19 protein-coding genes are annotated in these 20,217 nt (G+C 58.4%); 9 read left to right on the top strand and 10 right to left on the bottom strand.

Annotated elements, in window-relative coordinates:
- Nucleotides 1-61: 61 nt before the first annotated feature.
- Nucleotides 62-379 (bottom strand): hypothetical protein, encoded by a 318-nt coding sequence (locus AC2FFH_RS15460; protein WP_496768188.1) that lies wholly within the window; start codon nucleotides 377-379, stop codon nucleotides 62-64.
- A 108-nt stretch (nucleotides 380-487) separates the two neighbouring features.
- Between AC2FFH_RS15460 and AC2FFH_RS15465 the strand changes: the two genes are divergently transcribed.
- Together AC2FFH_RS15465 and AC2FFH_RS15470 are read left to right on the top strand one after the other, a co-directional pair.
- Nucleotides 488-2,779 carry a xanthine dehydrogenase family protein molybdopterin-binding subunit gene (locus tag AC2FFH_RS15465; protein ID WP_496768190.1) on the top strand — a complete coding sequence of 764 codons (2,292 nt, stop codon included), beginning with the start codon at nucleotides 488-490 and terminating at the stop codon, nucleotides 2,777-2,779.
- Nucleotides 2,757-3,833 (top strand): T6SS phospholipase effector Tle1-like catalytic domain-containing protein, encoded by a 1,077-nt coding sequence (locus tag AC2FFH_RS15470; protein ID WP_496768192.1) that lies wholly within the window; start codon nucleotides 2,757-2,759, stop codon nucleotides 3,831-3,833. Before AC2FFH_RS15465 ends, AC2FFH_RS15470 begins: the two co-directional genes overlap by 23 nt.
- A gap of 3 nt (nucleotides 3,834-3,836) precedes the next feature.
- On the opposite strand, the gene AC2FFH_RS15475 is transcribed toward AC2FFH_RS15470, so the two are convergent.
- A complete protein-coding gene (locus AC2FFH_RS15475) occupies nucleotides 3,837-4,580 on the bottom strand; it encodes a hypothetical protein (protein ID WP_496844732.1) in 744 nt (247 codons plus the stop codon).
- A 125-nt stretch (nucleotides 4,581-4,705) separates the two neighbouring features.
- Nucleotides 4,706-5,281, bottom strand: a complete 576-nt coding sequence (locus tag AC2FFH_RS15480) for a GcrA family cell cycle regulator (RefSeq protein ID WP_496844734.1) — start codon at nucleotides 5,279-5,281, stop codon at nucleotides 4,706-4,708.
- Between the two features lie 126 nt (nucleotides 5,282-5,407).
- Here AC2FFH_RS15480 and AC2FFH_RS15485 point away from each other — a divergent pair, with 126 nt between their 5' ends.
- Nucleotides 5,408-6,211, top strand: coding sequence for an ABC transporter permease (locus tag AC2FFH_RS15485; protein WP_496844735.1), 804 nt, complete (start codon nucleotides 5,408-5,410; stop codon nucleotides 6,209-6,211).
- Here the strand turns inward: AC2FFH_RS15485 and AC2FFH_RS15490 are convergent.
- Nucleotides 6,208-7,443, bottom strand: a complete 1,236-nt coding sequence (locus AC2FFH_RS15490) for an MFS transporter (protein WP_496844736.1) — start codon at nucleotides 7,441-7,443, stop codon at nucleotides 6,208-6,210. The genes AC2FFH_RS15485 and AC2FFH_RS15490 overlap by 4 nt on opposite strands.
- Before the next feature lie 112 nt (nucleotides 7,444-7,555).
- The gene (locus tag AC2FFH_RS15495) at nucleotides 7,556-8,440 is read right to left on the bottom strand and encodes a DMT family transporter (protein ID WP_496768198.1); all 885 of its coding nucleotides are present in this window, start codon (nucleotides 8,438-8,440) and stop codon (nucleotides 7,556-7,558) included.
- Nucleotides 8,441-8,738: 298 nt separating this feature from the next.
- Here AC2FFH_RS15495 and AC2FFH_RS15500 point away from each other — a divergent pair, with 298 nt between their 5' ends.
- The 3 genes from AC2FFH_RS15500 to AC2FFH_RS15510 are packed head-to-tail and all read left to right on the top strand — an operon-like array spanning nucleotide 8,739 to nucleotide 11,241.
- Nucleotides 8,739-9,926, top strand: coding sequence for an aspartate aminotransferase family protein (locus tag AC2FFH_RS15500; protein WP_496768199.1), 1,188 nt, complete (start codon nucleotides 8,739-8,741; stop codon nucleotides 9,924-9,926).
- 28 nt (nucleotides 9,927-9,954) lie between these two features.
- Nucleotides 9,955-10,881: an ornithine carbamoyltransferase gene (gene argF / locus AC2FFH_RS15505; protein ID WP_496844737.1), complete on the top strand. Its 927-nt coding sequence runs from the start codon at nucleotides 9,955-9,957 to the stop codon at nucleotides 10,879-10,881.
- A 12-nt stretch (nucleotides 10,882-10,893) separates the two neighbouring features.
- Complete coding sequence (locus tag AC2FFH_RS15510; protein ID WP_496844738.1) at nucleotides 10,894-11,241, top strand: 5-carboxymethyl-2-hydroxymuconate Delta-isomerase; 348 nt, start codon at nucleotides 10,894-10,896, stop codon at nucleotides 11,239-11,241.
- A gap of 32 nt (nucleotides 11,242-11,273) precedes the next feature.
- On the opposite strand, the gene AC2FFH_RS15515 is transcribed toward AC2FFH_RS15510, so the two are convergent.
- Both AC2FFH_RS15515 and AC2FFH_RS15520 read right to left on the bottom strand, forming a co-directional pair.
- Entirely contained in the window at nucleotides 11,274-11,831 is a 558-nt protein-coding gene (locus AC2FFH_RS15515) for a ferric reductase-like transmembrane domain-containing protein (RefSeq protein WP_496768204.1), read from the bottom strand.
- 47 nt (nucleotides 11,832-11,878) lie between these two features.
- Nucleotides 11,879-12,367, bottom strand: a complete 489-nt coding sequence (locus AC2FFH_RS15520) for a twin-arginine translocation pathway signal (RefSeq protein WP_496844739.1) — start codon at nucleotides 12,365-12,367, stop codon at nucleotides 11,879-11,881.
- Nucleotides 12,368-12,554: 187 nt separating this feature from the next.
- On the opposite strand from AC2FFH_RS15520, the gene AC2FFH_RS15525 reads away from it, so the two are divergent.
- From AC2FFH_RS15525 to AC2FFH_RS15535, 3 genes are all read left to right on the top strand, one after another.
- Nucleotides 12,555-13,403: a phytanoyl-CoA dioxygenase family protein gene (locus AC2FFH_RS15525; protein ID WP_496844740.1), complete on the top strand. Its 849-nt coding sequence runs from the start codon at nucleotides 12,555-12,557 to the stop codon at nucleotides 13,401-13,403.
- Between the two features lie 111 nt (nucleotides 13,404-13,514).
- The gene (locus AC2FFH_RS15530; RefSeq protein ID WP_496844741.1) at nucleotides 13,515-14,465 is read left to right on the top strand and encodes a pirin family protein; all 951 of its coding nucleotides are present in this window, start codon (nucleotides 13,515-13,517) and stop codon (nucleotides 14,463-14,465) included.
- Between the two features lie 67 nt (nucleotides 14,466-14,532).
- Nucleotides 14,533-15,507, top strand: coding sequence for a 2-dehydropantoate 2-reductase (locus AC2FFH_RS15535; RefSeq protein ID WP_496768209.1), 975 nt, complete (start codon nucleotides 14,533-14,535; stop codon nucleotides 15,505-15,507).
- A gap of 11 nt (nucleotides 15,508-15,518) precedes the next feature.
- Here the strand turns inward: AC2FFH_RS15535 and AC2FFH_RS15540 are convergent, their stop codons facing one another.
- The 3 genes from AC2FFH_RS15540 to hrpB form a co-directional block, all read right to left on the bottom strand.
- Nucleotides 15,519-16,997, bottom strand: a complete 1,479-nt coding sequence (locus AC2FFH_RS15540) for an inorganic phosphate transporter (protein ID WP_496844742.1) — start codon at nucleotides 16,995-16,997, stop codon at nucleotides 15,519-15,521.
- A 92-nt stretch (nucleotides 16,998-17,089) separates the two neighbouring features.
- Nucleotides 17,090-17,548 carry an NUDIX hydrolase gene (locus AC2FFH_RS15545; RefSeq protein ID WP_496740516.1) on the bottom strand — a complete coding sequence of 153 codons (459 nt, stop codon included), beginning with the start codon at nucleotides 17,546-17,548 and terminating at the stop codon, nucleotides 17,090-17,092.
- Between the two features lie 110 nt (nucleotides 17,549-17,658).
- Nucleotides 17,659-20,094: an ATP-dependent helicase HrpB gene (gene hrpB, locus AC2FFH_RS15550; protein ID WP_496844810.1), complete on the bottom strand. Its 2,436-nt coding sequence runs from the start codon at nucleotides 20,092-20,094 to the stop codon at nucleotides 17,659-17,661.
- Nucleotides 20,095-20,217: the final 123 nt, after the last annotated feature.

A 20,217-nucleotide genomic window follows, 5' to 3' on the forward strand; every position in this document is an offset into this window, starting at 1 on the left:
CAACAAATTCGGGTCAGCGCCTGCAATAGCGAATGCGTAAGGGAAGGGGAAGGGTTGTATGTTATTCAGCCCGGGCAAAGCGCGCGCGAAAGTAGACCTGAACACGCTGGTAGGCCGGTTCATGGAAATCCAGCGTCAGCAATGAGTGGTCGTTGCCGTCAAATTCCACCGTCTCAAGATGATCATCGAAAGCATCCTTCAGGGCGCCTATATGCCTTTCTGAGGCAAGTTTGTCATCGGTGTAGCGCATGACTAGGCCGTGGCCTTTCCGTGCCATGCCCGCGCGGACGTCGCCACCGACATTCACGTCGTGGGTGGCTTCGCTGCCTCTAGTCAGCAGGGCGGTGAACGGAAATACGCTGTCATGTGCCCTTGTCATGACCTGTAGGTTAACCAAAAAATGACTGGCAAGATACGGGGAAGCTGTCTGTTCGACTGGACATCGCCTTGGGCTGGGCTACGGTCGCCATCGCAGGAGGATCATCGCATGGAAAAGTTCGGCAAAAGCCAGCCCGTCAAACGGACAGAAGATCAGCGGTTTCTGACCGGGCACGGACGATACATAGACGATGATGTACCCGAAGGCGCTCTGTTCGCGGCCTTTTTTCGCAGCCCGGTTGCCCATGGTCGGATCACGGCGCTGGATCTGGATGCCGCGCGTGAGGCGGAAGGGGTGCGCCTTGTCATGACGCTGGATGATCTCTCGACTGCGGGGATCGACACTGTGATGAACGCAGCAACTGTGCAGAACCGCGATGGCTCTCAGACCCTTGCGCCTGACAGGCATATGCTGGCCCAAGACCGCGTCCGATTTGTCGGCGAACCTGTGGCTGTCGTGATCGCAGACACGCTATTGCAGGCGCGAGATGCGGTTGAGATGATCTGGATGGACACGGATGATCTGCCGGCAAAACTGGATGTCGTAGCCGGTGGCGAACCACTGCATGATCAGGTCGCCGACAATCGTGCTTTTGATTGGGGGTTGGGCGATGAAGCAGCAACCGATGCCGCCTTTCAGGCTGCCGCGCATACCGTTTCGCTGGATGTGGCCGACAACCGCGTGATCATCACCTCAATCGAGCCACGGGGATGTCAGGCCAATTGGGTCGATGGACGTTTGCACTTTGCCTATGGTGGGCAAGGCGTCTGGGCGATGCGGGGGCAGTTGGCGCAAAAGCTAAAACTGGAACCCGAGGCGATCCGTGTTACCACCCCCGATGTGGGCGGCGGGTTCGGCATGAAAGTCATGCCATATCCTGAGTATTTTTGCGTCTCAGTTGCTGCGATGAAACTCGGGCAGCCTGTTCATTGGATGTCTGACCGATCCGAGGCGATGCTGTCGGATCATCACGGTCGCGACCTGACCTCATTGGCTGAACTCGCCTTTGACGAGGACCTGAAAATCACGGCTTACCGGGTGCACAGCAAGGTAAATCTGGGTGCGTATAGCAGTCATTTCGGGCAAGCGATCCAGACCAGTCTTTTCAGCAAGGTGTTAATGGGGGTTTACGACGTTCAAACGACGTATCTGCGGGTTGAGGGGTTCTATACCAACACCACGCAAGTCGACGCCTATCGGGGGGCAGGGCGGCCCGAGGCAATCTATGTTCTGGAACGTGTCATGGATCGCGCCGCGCGCCAACTGGACGTCGATCCTTGGGATTTGCGCCGCAGGAATTTCATCCGGCCGGAAAACTTCCCCTACAAAACCGCGACCGGCGAAATCTATGACGTGGGTGATTTCGATATGGTCCTGTCCCGTGCATATGCCCAGACCCAAGGGTTCACGACGCGAAAAACTGCAGATGCGGAACGTGGTCTGATCCGGGGGCGCGGCTTGTGTTACTATATCGAAAGCATTTTGGGTGACCCTTCGGAAAACGCGAAAGTCGAGTTCTGCGAGGATGGCACGGTGAACCTTTATGTCGGCACCCAATCGAACGGGCAGGGGCATGAGACGGTCTATGCGCATTTCCTGTCAGACCAGACCGGAGTTCCGATGGACCAGATCAATGTGGTCCAGGGTGACAGCGATCAGTTGCCACATGGTGGCGGGACTGGCGGGTCACGTTCAGTCACGGTGCAAAGTACGGCCACGCTGGCGACAATTGACGTCATGATCGCCGCATTCACGCCGTATCTGGCGGATAAAATGGGAGAGGAGGAAAGTGATGTGCGTTTCGACCATGAAACCTTCCGCGCACCGGGATCAAACCTGACGCCGACGCTCACCGAGGCTGCGGAGATGGCCCGCGCCGATGGGCGCGCCGACCTGCTGAGCCATGAGGCCAGCGCCAATCTGGATGCGCGGAGTTATCCCAATGGCGCACATGTTGCCGAAATCGTGATCGATTCTTTCACAGGCGAAACATGGGTGGATCGTTATACTATCGTTGATGATTTTGGTAACCTTATCAATCCGATGCTGGCCGAGGGGCAAGTGCATGGCGGGGTGGTGCAGGGCATTGGTCAGGCGCTGACGGAACACGTTGTGCATGATGCGCAGGGGCAACTGCTCACGGCTTCGTTGATGGATTACGCCTTGCCCCGCGCGGCCGAGATACCCATGATTAAGTTTACCTCGGCGCCGGTTCCGTCAACTTCCAACCCGATGGGGATGAAAGGATGCGGAGAGGCCGGCACCGTCGGCGCGCTGGCCGCTGTGGCAAACGCGGTTCAGGATGCGCTCTGGGATTACGGGGTGCGGCAGGCGGATATGCCTTTCACACCTCATAAAGTATGGGAATTGCTGAACGATGGTTCTAACGCGGCTGAGTAAAAAGGTTCTGGGATGGCTCGGGCGGCCTTTACGGTCCGAGCACTCCGCCGAGGCGCTTCACCGCGAACCCGTCAGCCATGTGATTATCTTGGACGGCACCATGTCGACGCTTGAGCCGGGCTACGAAACCCATGCGGGCCAGACCCTGCGACTGTGCCGCGAAATGGGCAGCAAAGTGTCCGTCTTCTACGAATCCGGTGTACAGTGGGAAAGCTGGAAATCCTCGCTGGACGTGATGATGGGGCGCGGGATCAACCGCCAGATCCGCCGCGCATATGGCTATCTCGCCTCACGCTACAAACCCGGCGACCGTATCTATTTCATCGGCTATTCACGCGGCGCTTACGGTGTGCGCAGCCTTGCTGGCGTGATCGATATGATCGGTCTGCTCAAGGCTGAACATGCGACCGTTCGCAACATCAAGCAGGCCTATCGGCACTATGAATGCAATGCCAGCGGCTCGGCCGCGGCCGAATTCCGGCGGCAGTTCTGCCACGAGGATGTGGCGATCGAGATGGTCGGGGTTTGGGACACGGTCAAAGCGCTGGGCATGCGTCTGCCGCTGCTGTGGCGCTGGGCCGAGGAGCGTCACGCCTTTCACACTCACCAGCTTGGCCCGGCGACGCGCCACGGCTATCACGCCATGGCACTGGACGAGACCCGTGAGGTGTTCGAGCCGGTGTTGTGGAAATGTACCCCGGAATTCAAAGGTCATGTCGAACAGGTCTGGTTTCGCGGCACACATGGCGATGTCGGTGGCCAGTTGAACGGGTTCGAAGAGGCGCGTCCGCTGAGTAACATCTCTTTGGTCTGGATGCTGGATAAGGCAGAACTGCATGGTCTGCCGCTACCCGAAGGCTGGCGTGATCAGTTCCCGACGGATACCTCTGCCCGTTCTGTTGGAACTTGGCGTGGTTGGGGCAAGATTTTTCTGCTGCGGAAGCATCGGAAGGTGGGCCGCGACCGGTCAGAGAAGCTCCATGTCTCGGTCTCGCCGGATGAATTACCACGCTGGGTGCCGATGCCGGATTTGCCGTCGCACCCTGCGCAGTAGAACTTACTTTGGAACGCAGACGTTTCTGACCGGTTCGATCGGTGCATCCGGGCGTTCTACAAGATCGAAACGCCAATGTCTTGGAGACCAATTGTAAACCCTTTGATCGTCGGGATGATCTACGATCATCAAACCGTGAAAGTACCATTCAGACGTCGATTTGTACCCGGTTTTTGTTGTGTAGAATGAGAATCCACGTAGCCCGTGCAGGGCTTCTATCGGAGAATTCTCTGAATGTTCGGCGATGCAATAGGGTGAACCGTCCGCGATCAACCGTGCTTGCAACAAGAGCATCGGAATCGTCAGCAGGGACCAGAACGCGATCAGAGTCGAGATCGATATCCCGATTTTTGCAATCCATGATGGATTTGGCTTCCCATCACGACCCGACCAAATGAGAAGACTCGATGCAATTGCGATCGTTAAGCTGATCCCATGTAATAGCTGAGTGTCCGAAGATAGGGCGAGCACGCCGGATGCCAGTGTCAGCAGCAATCCAATCACAACTGACGAGATCGCCAGAAATACCGCTAGAGGACGCGGGATTGGACACAGTCCCAGCAAGGCAAGTCCGCCAATGCATATGGGTGTGGCAGGGATGAACCAAACGAGCAGAAACAAGCCTTGAATGAACAATAGCAGGGAATTTCTGTCCGTGTGTGGTTCGAACAATTGCGGATCTAACGGCTGCATATAGGCAGTAAAGATCAGCACAGCATAGGCGAAGAATAGGGCCTTGTATCTCAACCTTGGTTGAATAGCAGAATCTCTCGGGTTAAAAAAAACTAACCACGCGCCTTGCGATGGGTGGTCAGTTAAGAAATCAAGTTGTCAGTGCCACGCCGCAAATACCAGCGTTCACCACAAAGCACCTACCGCCGACGATCTCGACGCGAGCTCATTGGCTGGAACGCCACGCCAACATGCGCTTCGCAATAAGGTTTACCCGCTTCAACCGGCAGGCCGCAGAACCAGAAATCCTCGGTCGCGGGGTCGCCTACGGGCCATTTGCAGGTCTTTTCGGTCAGTTCCATCAGCGTCAGCTTCTTGGCCTTTTTCTCGACCTCGTTGACCTTGGCCAATGCCTCGGGGCTGATTTCATTGGCAGATGGTTGTGGCGGCAGCGGTTGACCGGCCGGAATGATCTGGCGGCGGGCCGGAACAGCAGGCTTTGCCTCAGCAGTAGGTGCCGGGGCCGGGCGCGCCGGTTCGGTCTTGGGCGCGGGCCTCGGCTTGGCCTCGGCCTTGGGCGCGGGTGCCGGTTTTTCCTTGGGTTCGGATTTAGCCGGCGAGGCACCGGTTGCGCGATTTGACAGACCCAGACGGTGTACCTTGCCGATCACCGCGTTGCGGGTTACGCCACCCAGTTCTTTGGCGATCTGGCTGGCCGACTGGCCCTCGCCCCACATTTTCTTCAGCAGTTCTACGCGCTCGTCAGTCCAGGACATCATTTGCCTTTCAAAAGCGGAAAGCGGCCCCGGATTCGGGCCGCCTTGGGAATTCGTCTCAGCCCCCTATTTTAATCACTGCGGGCCGAGTTACAAGCGGTTCTCGAATCAGGATGAGGGCAGGTGATGCAGATTTCCGCAGATCAGAGCGAACGGCGTTTCGGAACAGTTAACTGGATGGGGCTTTACACGTTGGCCCAGCGTGAAACTCTGCGGTTTCTAGCGGTCTGGACTCAAACCCTGTTGGCGCCGCTTGTGACGGCTGGGCTGTTCCTGCTGATCTTCAATATCGCTATCGGTCCGGGGCGTCCGGATGTGATGGGGGTGCCGTTCCTGACCTTTCTGGCGCCGGGCATCATGATGATGACCGTGATCCAGAATGCGTTCGCCAACACCTCATCCTCGATGGTGATCGCCAAAGTGCAGGGAAACATCGTCGATACGTTGATGCCACCTTTGTCCCCGCTTGAGATACTGCTGGGCTATCTGGCAGGTGGGGTCGCGCGTGGTGTTCTGATCGCATGTGTGGTTGCAGTCGCACTTGCGCTGGTTTTGGGAATTAACCCGCAAAACCCGTTGTTTGCCCTGATTTTCGTAGTTCTGGGTGGCGCATTCATGGGGGCCTTGGGCCTGTTTGCCGGTATTTTTGCCAACAAGTTTGATCAGATGGCGGCCATCACGAACTTCATCGTGACACCATTGGCTTTCCTGTCGGGTACGTTTTACTCGGTCCAGGCGCTGCCTCCGGTTTTGAACCGCCTAAGTCATGTGAATCCGGTTTTCTATCTTATTGACGGCCTGCGGTACGGGATGATCGGTGTGTCCGACAGCTCACCTTGGTTGGGAATAGCAGTATGCACCGGTGCCACGCTGTTGGTCGGTGCGCTGACCTGGCAGATGCTGCGAACGGGGTATCGCCTTAAGGCTTAACTTGTCTCGGCCAGTGAACCGGGTTGAAAAGTCAATCTGGGCTTTCCCAATCGGGGGTGCAGGTTTGCGGCCACGGCCCAGGCCCCGAACAAGGCCAAGCCTCCGACTGCGAATACCCCGGCGACCGGTGAGATCAGAAGGACCAGTGATGCAACTCCGGGTGTCAGAATGCCGGAAACGTCGCGGTAACTGGAGTAGATAGCTGACATCTCGGTGCGTTCGGATGGTTTCACTGCCATGAGGAAAGGCAGACCGGCGCAAATGTCCAGAACGATTAGCCAGATGGACCCAAGAACCAACGCCACAACCGCCGCAACCGGCCAACCCGCGATGGCTCCAGCGGTGACAAAGCAGGTTCCGCAGGCAGCAAAACCCACGCGGACTGCTGTGCGAATCGAACGCCCCTGCACCCAGCGCAGAATCAGCGGAGCCGCGAACAGCATCGCGTTGGTGGTGGACAGAAGGATGCCGCCTAGTTGCTCACCCAGCCCGTTTTGAATGGCGAAAATGGGTAGATACACCACGTAGATCCACCAGCCGCAGGATCGGATCATGGCGAAAAGATATCCCGCGACCAGACGGGGTTGCGCAAAGAAGCGCGGCAGAAAGGCCAGCGGGTTTTTCGCGGTGCCCCGCGCCTTGGTGATCAACTTGCCATTGCCCAACCGCATGCGCCAGAACTGGATCAGCATGACCGCACCTGCCACCGCGCTGATGACAAACGGGGCAGGGGGCCATACCTCCAGCAATAAGACGCCGGCCATCGGGCCGCCTGCCCAGCCGAGGGCGCTGTAAAACATGCGGCTGGTCTCGCATTTGCCCAGCTCGATTTTGCTGATGTAATCTAGGACATAAGCATTGAAGCAAATGAACGTGACCACTGTCGCGACCGTGTTCAGGGCAAGCGCACCGACCACCGCCGCCGGGCTGCCCTCAATCGCCAGAAGGGCACCGCCGATGAACATGAGGCAACCGGCGGTGTACGCCCATCTGCGCGGTATGAAGCGGATCAGGAACGGCACCATCAGCCCCGCAATCAACGAGATAACGCCGACCAGAAAATACAGGAACGATACCGAAGACGCATCACCCAGCGCCCGATACATGGCTAGTGGAAAGACCGATATCAGAATGCCGCGGACAATCGCCTCGAACCCGGCAAGGATACCAAAGTCGCGGACTGACGGTGCTGGGGCATGGCGCACCCATTCGGGGATACGGCGTTCGTGCATGGGTAAACTCTCAAATCAACTGAGACCACATTGCGCCGGATCAATCCGCGTTCTTCCGGGTTTGCGACATACAGGTCGCCCCCGGGCCATGTCAGGAAAAGTTTTTGGAGTTTCAGGCTTGCCGCGCCCGCGCTTCACGCCAGACAAGAATAAGTCCGCCGGTCAGAATTATGGCTGAGCCGATCATGCTGATCCCGTCCGGAATCACGCCGAATATCGCGAAATCGTAGAAAGCGGCGAAAATTAGCGTCGCATAGCTGATCGGGGCAACAAATGAGGCGTCCGCCCGCGCCATACCGTTCACAAAACACGCCTGTGCGCAGGCCATCAGCGCGCCAATACCCGCCAGCGCCGCCCATTGTTCTGAGGTGGGCATCTGAAAAACAAAGCTCACCGCGACAGAGGCAATCGTCAGGCCCATTGCGTTGTTGATTAGCAGGATCTGGATTGGGATTTCACGACCCGAGAGTTTCTTAATGAATATCAACTCCATCCCGATGACTGCGGCTGCGGTCAGTGCCAGAAGAGCGGCAGGTTGAAAGCTATCGGGTGTCGGGCGCAACAGTATCAACGCCCCAGCCAGCGCCACCGCTGCCGCCAGCCACCGCCAAGGGCCGACGCCTTCTTTCAGCAGCGGGATTGCCAACACCATTGCAAAGACCGGGTTCAGAAATGAAATCGCCGTCGCATCCGCGATCGGGATGAATGCGACCGAGGCGAACATCAGCGTAATGCCGACCCAGCCGAAACTTGTACGCCCAATATGCAGGCCCCAATGCGGACGCTGCAGGCGCGGCCGCATCACGCCGACGGCGGTGACGATCACGATAAAGGCAAACAGAAACCGCCCATGGCTGATCTGCATTGGATGCAGCGCGGGACCCAACGTGTCCGTTCCCAAGGCTTTGGCCAGCAGGGTGGTCCCGGCCAGCAACGCACTGGCGGCGGTGATCAGCACGGCCGCAAGAGGCGGATTGTGGGCTTTGGCGACAAACATATGTCAGCGGTGCGTCAGCGCATGTCAAATGGCAAGCGGCAAATGCGTCGCGCCAAGTATTTTCACTGGTTGTCAATTTCAGGGTTTTCAGGGGACGGTCGCACAGCTATACGGCTTTTCATGATCAAAAACGCACATATCCTGCGACTCCGACTCCGACGCCGACGCTTCGCCGCGTAACCGGCCTCTTTGATCTATTTGCGCTGTTCAAATCGGCGCAATTTCCACCAAATCAGTTGACGAACACAGGCCGAGTGTATCACTCACAAGGCTCAAACTACCTGAAAAGGATGATCCCATGATCCCGTCCGTTCTGCCGACCTATAACCGCGCGCCCCTGACTTTCGTGAAGGGTGAAGGCGCCTGGCTGACCGAGGCGGATGGCCGACGTTTTCTGGACCTGGGCGCGGGGATCGCGGTGAATGCGCTGGGCCATGCCCACCCCGCACTGGTCAATGCCCTGACCGAACAGGCGCACGCGCTGTGGCATGTTTCAAACCTCTACCACATCCCGCAGCAGCAGGCGCTGGCCGACAAACTGGTCGAGCACACCTTTGCCGATACCGTGTTCTTCACAAACTCGGGCACTGAGTCTTGCGAACTGGCCGTGAAAATGGCCCGTAAGTACTTCTATGACAAGGATCAGCCTGAACGGGTCGAGATCATCACCTTTGATGGCTCGTTCCACGGCCGGTCGTCGGCTGGTATTGCCGCTGCCGGGTCTGAGAAGATGACCAAGGGCTTCGGTCCACTGCTGCCGGGCTTTGTTCATGTCACGTTTGGCGACCTCGATGGCGTCACCAATGCGATCACCGATAAAACCGCCGCGATCATGATCGAACCCGTGCAGGGCGAGGGCGGCATCCGTCCCGTCCCTGACGCGGAGCTCAAAGCCTTGCGCCAGATTTGCGATGACAACGGCCTGCTTTTGATCCTCGATGAGGTGCAATGTGGCGTAGGTCGTACCGGCAAGCTGTTCGCCCATGAATGGGCTGGAATTACCCCGGACATCATGATGGTCGCCAAAGGCATCGGCGGCGGCTTCCCTCTGGGTGCTGTTCTGGCCACGGAAGACGCCGCCAGCGGTATGACGGCAGGCACGCATGGCTCTACCTATGGTGGCAACCCGCTGGGCTGTGCCGTGGGTTGCGCCGTCATTGATCAGGTGGCAACGCCTGCATTCCTAGAGGGCGTCAACCGCAAGGCCGGGATGCTGCGCCAGAAGCTCGAAGGGCTAATCGCCGAGCACCCGGAGGTTTTCGAAGAAGTGCGCGGAACAGGACTGATGCTGGGCCTGAAGTGCAAAGCGCCCAATATCGACATGGTCAACGCCGGTTATGACAATGAGGTCATTACCGTCCCCGCTGCCGATAACGTGATCCGCCTGCTTCCGCCCCTGACATTGACAGAAGACGATATCGCACAAGCCCTGATCCGCCTCGACAAAGCCGCTGCGCAGGTCGAAGAGTCAATGGCCTCGGCCTAAGACACACCCGAATGAAAAGTGAACTGAAATGAACCATTTCCTCGATATCCATAAAACCGACGCGGGCGATCTGCGGACCATGATTGATCAGGCGGGCGCTATGAAACAGGCGCGCCTGGGTCGCGCAAAGGCAGCACTTGATGACGAACAGCCTCTGAAAGACCGTATGGTCGCGCTGATCTTCGAAAAACCGTCTACCAGAACGCGCGTGTCATTTGACGTAGGCGTGCGTCAGATGGGGGGGCAGACCATGGTGCTGTCGGGCAAAGACATGCAGTTGGGCCACGGTGAAACCATCGCTGACACCGCCCGCGTCCTGTCGCGCTATGTCGACATGATCATGATCCGGACCTTCGATGAGACCATTCTGACCGAGATGTCTGAATACTCGGACGTGCCAGTCATTAACGGCCTGACTGACCGCACCCATCCCTGCCAGATCATGGCGGATGTGCTGACGTTTGAGGAACACCGCGGTCCGATTGCGGGCAAGAAAGTAGTCTGGACCGGCGACGGCAACAATGTTTGCGCCTCGTTCCTACATGCTGCGGGTCAGTTCGGGTTTGATTTCACTTTCACCGGCCCGGCCCAGCTTGATCCGGAAGAAGAGTTTATGGGGCTTGCCCGTCAAAAGGGCTCGAAAATCGTGGTCGAACGAGACCCGTATAAAGCGGTTGAGGGTGCCGATCTGGTGGTCGCCGATACCTGGGTTTCAATGCACGATTCCCAGTCCGCCAAGGAACGTCGCCACAACATGCTGCGCCCCTATCAGGTCAACGCCGAGCTGATGTCACATGCAAAATCGGACGCGCTGTTCATGCACTGCTTGCCTGCCCACCGCGAAGAAGAAGCGACATCCGAAGTGATGGACGGCCCCAACTCGGTCATCTTCGATGAGGCCGAAAACCGCCTGCACGCGCAAAAGGCCGTGATGCGCTGGTGTCTGGGCGTCTGAACGGAGCCCACCATGCCTCATGTCACGCTGGAGTTTTCGAAAGGCATAGAGCAGGTCCATGATGTTCAGGCAATTTGCGATCAGCTATTTGCCTTGCTGGCTGAACATCGTGAATTCGACGCTGAAACGATAAAAATCCGCGCCATTCCGGTAGAATACTACCGTATCGGCACTGATCCCCAAAGCTTTGTCCATGCCACGCTTCTGCTGATGCAGGGTCGTGACGAGGCGACGCGCTCTGAGCTTAACGCCGACATTCTCAAGGTTTTGTCGGCGGCCTTGCCCGAGGTTGGCAGTATCACAGTGCAAGACGTTCAGATGAACCGCGCTTCCTACGCGAAACGGCTCGCCGGACCATAGCCAGTGTCGGGTTGGCACAGGCCCTGTGTTGTTCAGGTGGGTCGCCTGATATGCCAAATCCGCAATTTGGCGAGCGTCGCGACGCTCGCCAACACGACCAGACTGCACAATACCCACTTGGTCATGACCTCCATGGTACCTTCAATCATCAGGGCATGTACGACGCTGCCAATAATGGTGATAATCGCAAGGCTCGCATGACCCAACCTCCAGACACGAAACCTTAAGCCAAGGCGCTTGCGAAAAAGACCCAGAAACGCGGCTCCGAACGCGGCCCACATCGCAATCACACCCCAAGCCGAAAACGGTGTCGGTGAAACAAATAACAGAGCGTCAATAACGTCGGGCGGGCTGGTGACCCACAAACCACCGACATGGATCAGAATGGCTGCAACTAATGCCAGCCCACACCACCTATGCCAATGGCGGCTGGCAACCGGGGTCAGTCCCGGCAACAAACGGCCCGCAAGTAGCGGCTGCAACAACAGCAGACACATTGAAATAACACCGGCAAATCCGGCCGTGATGTAGATCGGTTCACGCCATGCCAGCAGAGGGCTGGCTGCGGCCGCGATAATCGGTACGGCCATGGCAAGGATCACAAAGGTCCAGATTACTAGGCTTCGACGCACTGTGGTTAGGCAGGCTGCAGAACGAAATGCGCGGCCAAGGTTTTGTCCTTGGAGCTACCCATGATTGGGCGCAGGAAAACCGTTTCGAATTCACCACTGTCATAAGCTAGATGGCCGTGTGGTTGGCCGAAGGCGGGTACGATCTGCGGCATCTCCAGTCGGAACTCACCATTGGCATCGGTCAGAGTTGCGCCGTGGCTCTGCGGGTCGCGCTCGTGGCCTTCTGTCGTATGCGCCCAGATCTGGATGCGTTGACCGGGCAGGGGGGCACCGTCCCCGGCGCGTCGCACTGTTCCGGTCATCCAGAACCCGCCGCCGCCAATCCGGTCAACGATGGGCGCGCCGGGACGGTAATTGTTGGACCCTCCGCGCATGGATGCGGTGGGGGCCACGCCACTTGCGCGCGCGGGCACCAAAAAGCCTGCCGCACCCGTTGCCAGAACAGCCCCAGACGCCAAAACCAAAGAACGACGAGAGAACGTAAGACCAGGCATGCAAACCTCTCTTTTCAAGTGTTTCACCACGCCTCGACAATGCCGGGCATCCTTTCAGCGGAAAGATAGCACGATTGTTTCAGTTTCCGAGGGGTCGCGCGGCGGGGGTGACAAATTGTGAATTCCTTTGACCGTGCCCCCGCACAGGTGCCATCCTGAAATCCGTCAGTTCGGGGAGTCCTGCACTATGATTGTCGAAGACGTTGTCTCAGACGAAGAAATCAAGGCGTTCAAGCGCGACGGTGCGGTTGTGCTGCGCTCCAGGTTCTCAGAGGATTGGCTGGCACTTTTGCGAGACGGCATCGACGCGGATTTGGCCCGCCCAACCGATAATTTCACCCGCCATACCAAGGACCCTCGCGCACCTGCCTATTTCGAGGACTACTGGGCTTGGAATAAAATCCCGCAATTCACGCAATTCGTTCACAACTCACCTTGTGCTCCGCTTGCCGCACAGTTGCTGGGTGCACCATCGATCAATCTTGTCATGGACAACTGGTTCCTGCGCGAGGCTGGATCAACTTCGCGTCCACCGTTTCATCAGGACCTGTCCTATTTCGACTTCGAAGGCACGATGTGCGTCCTGTGGTTGCCGCTTGAGCCGGTTACCAAAGAAAACGGTATCGCCTTCGTCAAAGGCTCGCATCTGTGGGACAAGCTGTTCATGCGGGTCAGGTTCGCCGACGGGCATCCCAGCTACGAACCCACCGAGGTAGCAGGGTTGACCTATCACCCGCCGCCTGACGTCAATGCCGATCCGGGAGCATTCGATCTTTTGCAATGGGATATGAATCTGGGCGACTGCATCTTCTTCGACATGCGCACCTTGCACGGTGGGCTGTCATCAGTCACCCCAACGGAAACGGTGCGCCGGTTTACGCTGCGGATGACCGCTCCGGATGGCAGGATTCGGTATCGGGGGGATTGGGCCAAGGATGAACGGGCGCAGTTCGAAGCCGAAGGATATCGCGAAGGTGATCGAATTGATGGGGCGTTTTTCCCGCAGCTTTGGCCGCGCGGGCTGGGTCTTGTCTGAATTAAGGACCGGGCTCGCACCAGTTCTGTGCATTCCTGCAAATTGAATGGCTGGTTTATCAATCCTACTCTGTATCAGTGAACTGAACGGACCGATCACAGGAGAGCAGTCATGAGTTGGAACCCCACCCAACACCCTGAGGATTCGCCTCTGGAAACGCTGATTATTCCCCGTGCCCGCGATTTGGGCGGGTTCGAAGTGCGGCGTGCGCTGCCTTCGGTCAAACGGCAACTGGTCGGCCCGTTCATCTTTTTCGATCAGATGGGACCCGCCGAGTTCATCACAGATGGTGGCATCGACGTGCGGCCGCACCCTCATATTGGCTTGGGTACGGTGACCTATCTGTATCAGGGTGAGTTCGAACATCGCGACAGTTTGGGCACCCATCAGATGATCTATCCCGGTGAGGTCAATTGGATGGTGGCTGGGCGCGGCGTGACCCATTCGGAACGCACCAGCGAAGAAACGCGCGGCAAGCGGCACAGCCTGTTTGGCATCCAGACCTGGATCGCGCTGCCCGAGGCGCATGAAGATATGCCTCCCGATTTCGAACACCACAAACAGGGCGCATTACCGCATATCCAAGACAACGGTGTCAGTGCCCGGTTGATCCTTGGTTCGGCATATGGCGAAAACAGCCCGGTGACGATGCTGTCGGATACCTTCTATCTGGACGTGCAGCTTGAACCCGGCGCCGCCTTTCCACTGCCCGACGATCATGAAGATCGTGGCGTCTACGTCACTCAGGGTTCGGTCGAGATTGCTGGTGACATGTTCGAGGAAGGTCGCATGATGGTGTTCCGCCCGGGCGACCACCTGTCGGTTAAGGCCGGTCCACTTGGCGCGCGATTGATGTTGTTGGGCGGTGCGACGTTAAACGAAGAACGGTACATTTGGTGGAACTTCGTGTCGTCGTCGAGGGAAAAGATTGAAAACGCGACGCGCGAATGGAAAGCCGCCGATTGGGCCAATGGTGCCTTCCATCTACCGCCCGGCGACGATCAGGAGTTTATTCCGATCTCAGAAGACTTGGAGCGCACTAAGCCAAGACGGGCGCGTTGACCAAGCGTCAGGGGGCCTTGTCCGAACCCGCGATACCGGCAATCCTCGTCTCAATGGGAGGGGCGCAATGAAGATCGTTATCGCAGGTGCCGGCAGCATTGGATGCTATTGCGGGGCTTTCCTGACTGATGCCGGACACTCGGTAACCCTGTTGGGCCGTCCTCGCATTCTGAACCCGATCCGCGAGAATGGCCTGACCGTTACCGATTTTTCCGGCCTGCATCTTTATGTGGCGGCCGAAAATCTAACGACGTCGGAAAACCCTGATTGCCTGATAGATGCTGAGTTGGTGATCGTTACTGTCAAAACGGCGGCCACGGCGGGTATGGCAGGTCAGATTGCGCAATTCGCGCCAACGTCTGCGCCGGTTCTGTCGTGGCAGAACGGAATGGAAAACGCCCGCGTTCTGCAGGCAGTATTGCCGGATCATGATGTTCGCGCAGGAATGGTGCCCTTCAATGTTGTGCCGCCCGAACCTGCTACTTTCCACCGCGCGACGTCCGGCGAAATCGTGATCCAATCCGGCCCGGGTGACTTGGGGCAGGCACTCAGTTCAACCAATCTGCCAGTGATCGAAAGTGACGAGATCGAAGCCGTGCAATGGGGCAAGCTGGTCATCAATCTGAACAATGCGCTGAATGCGTTGTCGGGGCTGACATTGAAGGATCAACTGCTGGACCGCAAATGGCGCTGTTTGATGGCCGATCAGATGTCCGAGGCTTTGGGCGTGCTAAAGGCCGCTGGTCATCCTGTCACGTCGACGACCCCGTTGCCTGCTTGGGTTACACCACATATCCTACGTCTTCCAACGCCATTGTTTTCCCGGATCGCCGCGCGGATGCTGACCATCGACCCCAGCGCGCGAACGTCGATGGCCTATGATCTCATGGCGGGGCGCGTTACGGAAATCGGCAGCCTGCAAGGCGAGATTGTCCGACTGGGTGCGCAACATGGGCGGCGTACGCCGATCTGCGCAAGGGTTCAGGAATTGATTGAACAGAAGCTGGACGAGAGCTTGTCACCCGATCAGATTATCCAGTGATCCGACCGCGTTCAGGTGAACGCAGTCAGGATCCAGAAGATCACCGCCGACATTGTCGCCGCCGCCGGGACCGTGATTACCCATGCGGCCACAATGGTCATGAAATGCGACCGCCGAACCAGTTTGCGCCGCCGCTGCTCTTCGCGAGCAATGCGCTGCTCGGGCGGACGGCGATCATTGCTTTTCTTGCGCCGGCGATCCTGATTCCATTCCCGGTAAAACCCAACGCCGAACACTGCGCCGACTGCAATGTGGGTCGAACTGACCGGTAGCCCAAGCCAACTTGCGACAATCACCGTGATGGCTGCCGACAAGGCGACGCAGAATGCGCGCATCGGATTTAGCTTAGTGATCTGGCTGCCCACCATCCGGATCAGTTTGGGGCCAAACAGGAACAGGCCAAACGAAATGCCAAAGGCTCCGATCACCATCACCCATGTCGGGATCGTGACTTTTGAGGCGAAATCACCGAACTCGGCGGCATGCACGATTGCCGCCAGTGGGCCAACTGCATTGGCAACGTCATTGGCGCCATGAGCGAAGCTCAGGAACCCGGCCGAGATCACCAGAGGCAATCCAAACAGTGTTTTCAGCGATTTGGTTCGGTTCTCAAGTCCTTCGGATTTGCGTCGCACCCAAGGCACAGTCACGGCCCAGGCAAGCAAGCCCGATGTCAGACCAATCAGAAGCGCAATTTCCAGATCGATTTTCACGATCCGCTTCAAGCCTTTCACCGACAGATAGGTGGCAAATGCACCGGCCATCACGGCCACAAGAATGGGTACCCAGCGGCGGGCCGCGGCGATCTTGTCGTCCTGATATTGAATTTTGGCTTTGATCAGAGCCAGAAATCCGGCAGCAATCGCGCCGCCCAGAACCGGAGAGATCACCCAGCTGGCAGCAATCGCACTCATTGTGCCCCAGCTAACCGCGCTGAGACCTGCTGCAGCAATGCCAGCGCCCATCACGCCGCCCACGACCGAATGCGTTGTGGAAACGGGCGCGCCAACCCATGTGGCCAGATTGACCCACAGCGCTGATGAGATCAGCGCCGCCATCATTGCCCAGATAAAGACGTTACTGTTCTGGACCGAAGCTGGGTCGATAATGCCCTTGGAGATGGTCGAGACGACGTCGCCGCCCGCCAGCAGAGCCCCCGCGCTTTCCGCGACGGCCGCGATGGCGATTGCCCCGCCCATGGTCAGTGCGTTCGCGCCAACCGCAGGGCCCATATTGTTCGCAACGTCGTTGGCACCGATGTTGATTGCCATATAGGCCCCAAAACCGGCGGCCGCGATGACGATCAGCCCGCCATCGGCCCGACCGAACAGAATTGCCGCAATAAGCCCCGCCATGACAATGAATGCCAGCGCTATACCTGGTGCAAGAAGCGGCCGTGCCACGTGCACGTTTGCATGCTCAAGGCGCGAAATTCGGTGCAGATCGCTGTCCAGAGCCTGCCAGCGGTTTTTTTCGTTCGTGTTCGACATCGGTTTTCTGTGGGTGATACGGTTTAACCGGCGCGGTTAACGGTTGCCCGTGCACGTTGCAACCGGCCTCACAGAAGTTTGTTGCGAAAGCGTTACATTTGACGCAGCATTTCGCGCAGTTCTGGCTCTTGCACCAGCTCTGCGGCCTCATGCGGCGAAAACCAGCACCGTTCACGCTCGCTGACTTCGGGGAATTCCTCGGCCAGATCTTTGACATCTATGCGATACACATTGGTGCGTACGGGCTGGGCTGTGCCGTCATCCAGGATCTTGTCATAGGTGAAATGTCCGACGGCCTTGCGGCCAAGGTGTTTCACTTTCACCCCGGCTTCTTCCCATGCTTCTTCTTTGGCAGTCTCGGCCCCGTCCATGCCGTCAATCGGCCATCCCTTTGGGATGACCCAACGGCCTGTGCCACGGCTGGTGATCAACAGGACTTGCTTGTCGTCGCCGGTCCCGCGTACGCACAAGGCTGCAAACTGGACCCTGTGAGGGCGCTGGAAGAAGGGTTTGCCAACTTCTTCCCAGATATTGTTCAGCCAAGATGCCATCGATTAAGTGCCAGTACTTTTCTTAGGTTCAAGGAGAAGTGACATAACAACTATAAACCGAGGCTTCAATGCATCTATTGAACGAACGCATTTTCTGAAGCAAACGAACGTCAGGTCCGCCGCTTGGCCCGCAAGGTTGGATCGGCCTGGGTCGGATCCTCGGGCCAGGGGTGTTTTGGATATTGCGCCCGCATGTCCTTGCGCACATCCGCGTAAGATCCGGCCCAAAATCCGGGCAGATCGCGCGTGATCTGGATTGGTCGCCGCGCAGGGGACAGCAGAGTGATCTTGAGCGACTCGCCCCCGATAACCGGATGCCGGGTGACACCGAACAGTTCCTGCAGGCGGACCGAAATCTCGGGCACCGCTCCGCCATAATCAATCGGCACCTTGCGGCCCAGCGGTGTTTCAAACGATCCCGGCGCGCGACGGTCCAATTCCTGCGTTTGGGCCCAATCCAGCCGGGCACGCAGGGCAGGCAGCAGGTCAAACTTTTTCCAGTCGTCTGCACTGCGCTGACCTGACAATATGGGCAGCAGCCAGTCGTCCAGCGTTTCCATTAACCCATCCATTGAAAAGTCCGGCAGGTCGATCCCTTCGGCGCGCACCAATTCCACCCGCGCGGCCAATCGCGCAGAGGCGCCTTCCAGTCGTAACCCCAGATCACGCACTCCGTCCAGCATGGCGCGGGCGATGGCCTCGTCCGGCGCGTCCTTCCAGATACGGTCATCCAGAGTGATCGCGCCAAGGCGTTCCTGCGTGCGCGCAATGACCCGGCGTTCGCGTTTCGACCACGCGCAGCTGTCTACCCATTCGATCTGATCCGCGAACAGGTCCCGGATTTCACGCTCTGAGATTTGTGCGGCCATGCGCACCTTGGCCTCGCGCGGGTTTCCGTCCGTATCTGTCACCACAAGATAGGGCGCGGCCGCCAATGTGTCACCGTTGTCCAGCACGACGCCCTTGCCGCCGGACAGAACGTAACGTGGCACATCGCCTTTGCGACGTTGTCCAATTCGGTCGGGATAGGCCAAGGCGGCCATCGCGGCAGGGCTCAGGTCTGTCTCGTTGCTTCGTGTTTTCAGCCGCTTGCTCTCGGCTCTGATCCGTTCCAGCGCGCCCATGTTGATCTGCCACACCCGGTTGCGTTGAAAGGCGCGGGTATCGCGCAATGCCTCGAGTCGCAGCAGCAGATCTACCGGGGCACCTTTCAGTGGATCGCGTTCTGCCATCAGCGCCGCCAGCGGAGCGGCGCTTGTCCCGGCCGTCACCAGCATATGCCCCAGCCGAGGATGCAGGGGCAGGGCAGCCAAGGCCCGTCCGTGGTCGGTGATCCGCCCTTTGACATCCAACGCACCCAGCATGTTCAGCAATGTGCGGGCCTCGGCCATCGTTCCTTCGGGTGGTGGTGTCAAAAAGGCCAGGTCATCCGGTTCGGCCCCCCAAAGTGCCAGTTCCAGCGCAAGGCCCGTCAGGTCGGCGGCTTCGATTTCGGCAGGGGGGTAGGCGGCCAGCGCGCCTTCTTCCCCCTTGGACCACAGCCGGTAACACACGCCCTCGGCCACGCGCCCTGCACGACCTGCGCGTTGGGTTGCTTCGGCCCGCGTCACCCGTTCCGTGACCAGACGCGACATGCCAGAACCCGGATCGAACCGCGCCCGGCGCGCCTGGCCCATGTCCACGACCACACGAATGTCGGGAATGGTCAGCGAGGTCTCGGCGATTGAGGTCGCAAGAACCACCTTTCGCCCAGTTTCTGCCGGGGCAATCGCCGCACGTTGGGCGGCAAAGGGCATTGCGCCGAACAGAGGTTTAATTGCGCAATCGCCAGGCAATCGTTTGGATAATGCGGCTTCGGCTCTGCGAATTTCGCCCTCGCCGGGCAGAAACACGAGCATGCCGCCCTCGGTTTCATGCTCGGCCTGGACGACCAGATCAATCAGAGCATCCAACCGTCTTGCCTGCGCGCCCAATGGCCGGTCCAGCCAACGGGATTCAACCGAGTAACTGCGTCCTTCGGATGTCACCACCGGCGCGTCCATCAGTTGGCCGACGGGTTCGGCGTCCAGGGTTGCGGACATCGCCAGCAGGATCAGGTCGTCGCGTAGTGCGCCCGTAACCTCAAGGCACAGGGCAAGTCCCAGGTCCGCGTTCAAAGATCGTTCGTGGAACTCGTCAAAAATCACCGCGCCGACGCCTGGCAGATCCGGTTCAGATTGCAGCATTCGGGTCAGAATGCCTTCGGTCACCACTTCGATGCGGGTTGTCTTTGAGGTTTTCGCATCGCCGCGCACGCGGTAACCGACGGTTTCACCCGCACGTTGCCCCAAAGTTTCCGCCATCCGCTCTGCCGCGGCCCGCGCAGCAAGCCTGCGGGGTTCGAGCATAATGATCTTGCCATTGCACAACCCGGCCTCAAGCATCGCCAGAGGTACCCGCGTTGTCTTGCCCGCGCCCGGAGGGGCTTGCAAAACGGCCCGGCCATTGGCCTTCAGGGCGTTAAGCAATTCGGGGATGGCGTCATCGATGGGCAGGCGTGTTGTCATTGGCGCTTTATCAGCCAACCACGGCGCAACGTCCAGTTCCGCTGTTTCCCAATGACGATGATCGCGCCGCTGCGGCATAGAGCCAGCGGCGGTCCGGTCAAAGAGGATCAACAGCAACACATA

This window comes from Ruegeria sp. YTSC003, from assembly GCF_059609785.1.

Coding starts and splice junctions, on each gene's coding strand:
- AC2FFH_RS15535 (WP_496768209.1), top strand. CDS start 14,533: ATGAAGATCGTTATCGCAGGTGCCGGCAGCATTGGATGCTATTGCGGG.
- AC2FFH_RS15470 (WP_496768192.1), top strand. CDS start 2,757: ATGGTTCTAACGCGGCTGAGTAAAAAGGTTCTGGGATGGCTCGGGCGG.
- AC2FFH_RS15515 (WP_496768204.1), bottom strand. CDS start 11,831: ATGGCCGTACCGATTATCGCGGCCGCAGCCAGCCCTCTGCTGGCATGG.
- AC2FFH_RS15460 (WP_496768188.1), bottom strand. CDS start 379: ATGACAAGGGCACATGACAGCGTATTTCCGTTCACCGCCCTGCTGACT.
- AC2FFH_RS15495 (WP_496768198.1), bottom strand. CDS start 8,440: ATGTTTGTCGCCAAAGCCCACAATCCGCCTCTTGCGGCCGTGCTGATC.
- AC2FFH_RS15485 (WP_496844735.1), top strand. CDS start 5,408: ATGCAGATTTCCGCAGATCAGAGCGAACGGCGTTTCGGAACAGTTAAC.
- argF (WP_496844737.1), top strand. CDS start 9,955: ATGAACCATTTCCTCGATATCCATAAAACCGACGCGGGCGATCTGCGG.
- hrpB (WP_496844810.1), bottom strand. CDS start 20,094: ATGACAACACGCCTGCCCATCGATGACGCCATCCCCGAATTGCTTAAC.
- AC2FFH_RS15530 (WP_496844741.1), top strand. CDS start 13,515: ATGAGTTGGAACCCCACCCAACACCCTGAGGATTCGCCTCTGGAAACG.
- AC2FFH_RS15510 (WP_496844738.1), top strand. CDS start 10,894: ATGCCTCATGTCACGCTGGAGTTTTCGAAAGGCATAGAGCAGGTCCAT.
- AC2FFH_RS15500 (WP_496768199.1), top strand. CDS start 8,739: ATGATCCCGTCCGTTCTGCCGACCTATAACCGCGCGCCCCTGACTTTC.
- AC2FFH_RS15540 (WP_496844742.1), bottom strand. CDS start 16,997: ATGTCGAACACGAACGAAAAAAACCGCTGGCAGGCTCTGGACAGCGAT.
- AC2FFH_RS15520 (WP_496844739.1), bottom strand. CDS start 12,367: ATGCCTGGTCTTACGTTCTCTCGTCGTTCTTTGGTTTTGGCGTCTGGG.
- AC2FFH_RS15465 (WP_496768190.1), top strand. CDS start 488: ATGGAAAAGTTCGGCAAAAGCCAGCCCGTCAAACGGACAGAAGATCAG.
- AC2FFH_RS15490 (WP_496844736.1), bottom strand. CDS start 7,443: ATGCACGAACGCCGTATCCCCGAATGGGTGCGCCATGCCCCAGCACCG.
- AC2FFH_RS15480 (WP_496844734.1), bottom strand. CDS start 5,281: ATGTCCTGGACTGACGAGCGCGTAGAACTGCTGAAGAAAATGTGGGGC.
- AC2FFH_RS15545 (WP_496740516.1), bottom strand. CDS start 17,548: ATGGCATCTTGGCTGAACAATATCTGGGAAGAAGTTGGCAAACCCTTC.
- AC2FFH_RS15525 (WP_496844740.1), top strand. CDS start 12,555: ATGATTGTCGAAGACGTTGTCTCAGACGAAGAAATCAAGGCGTTCAAG.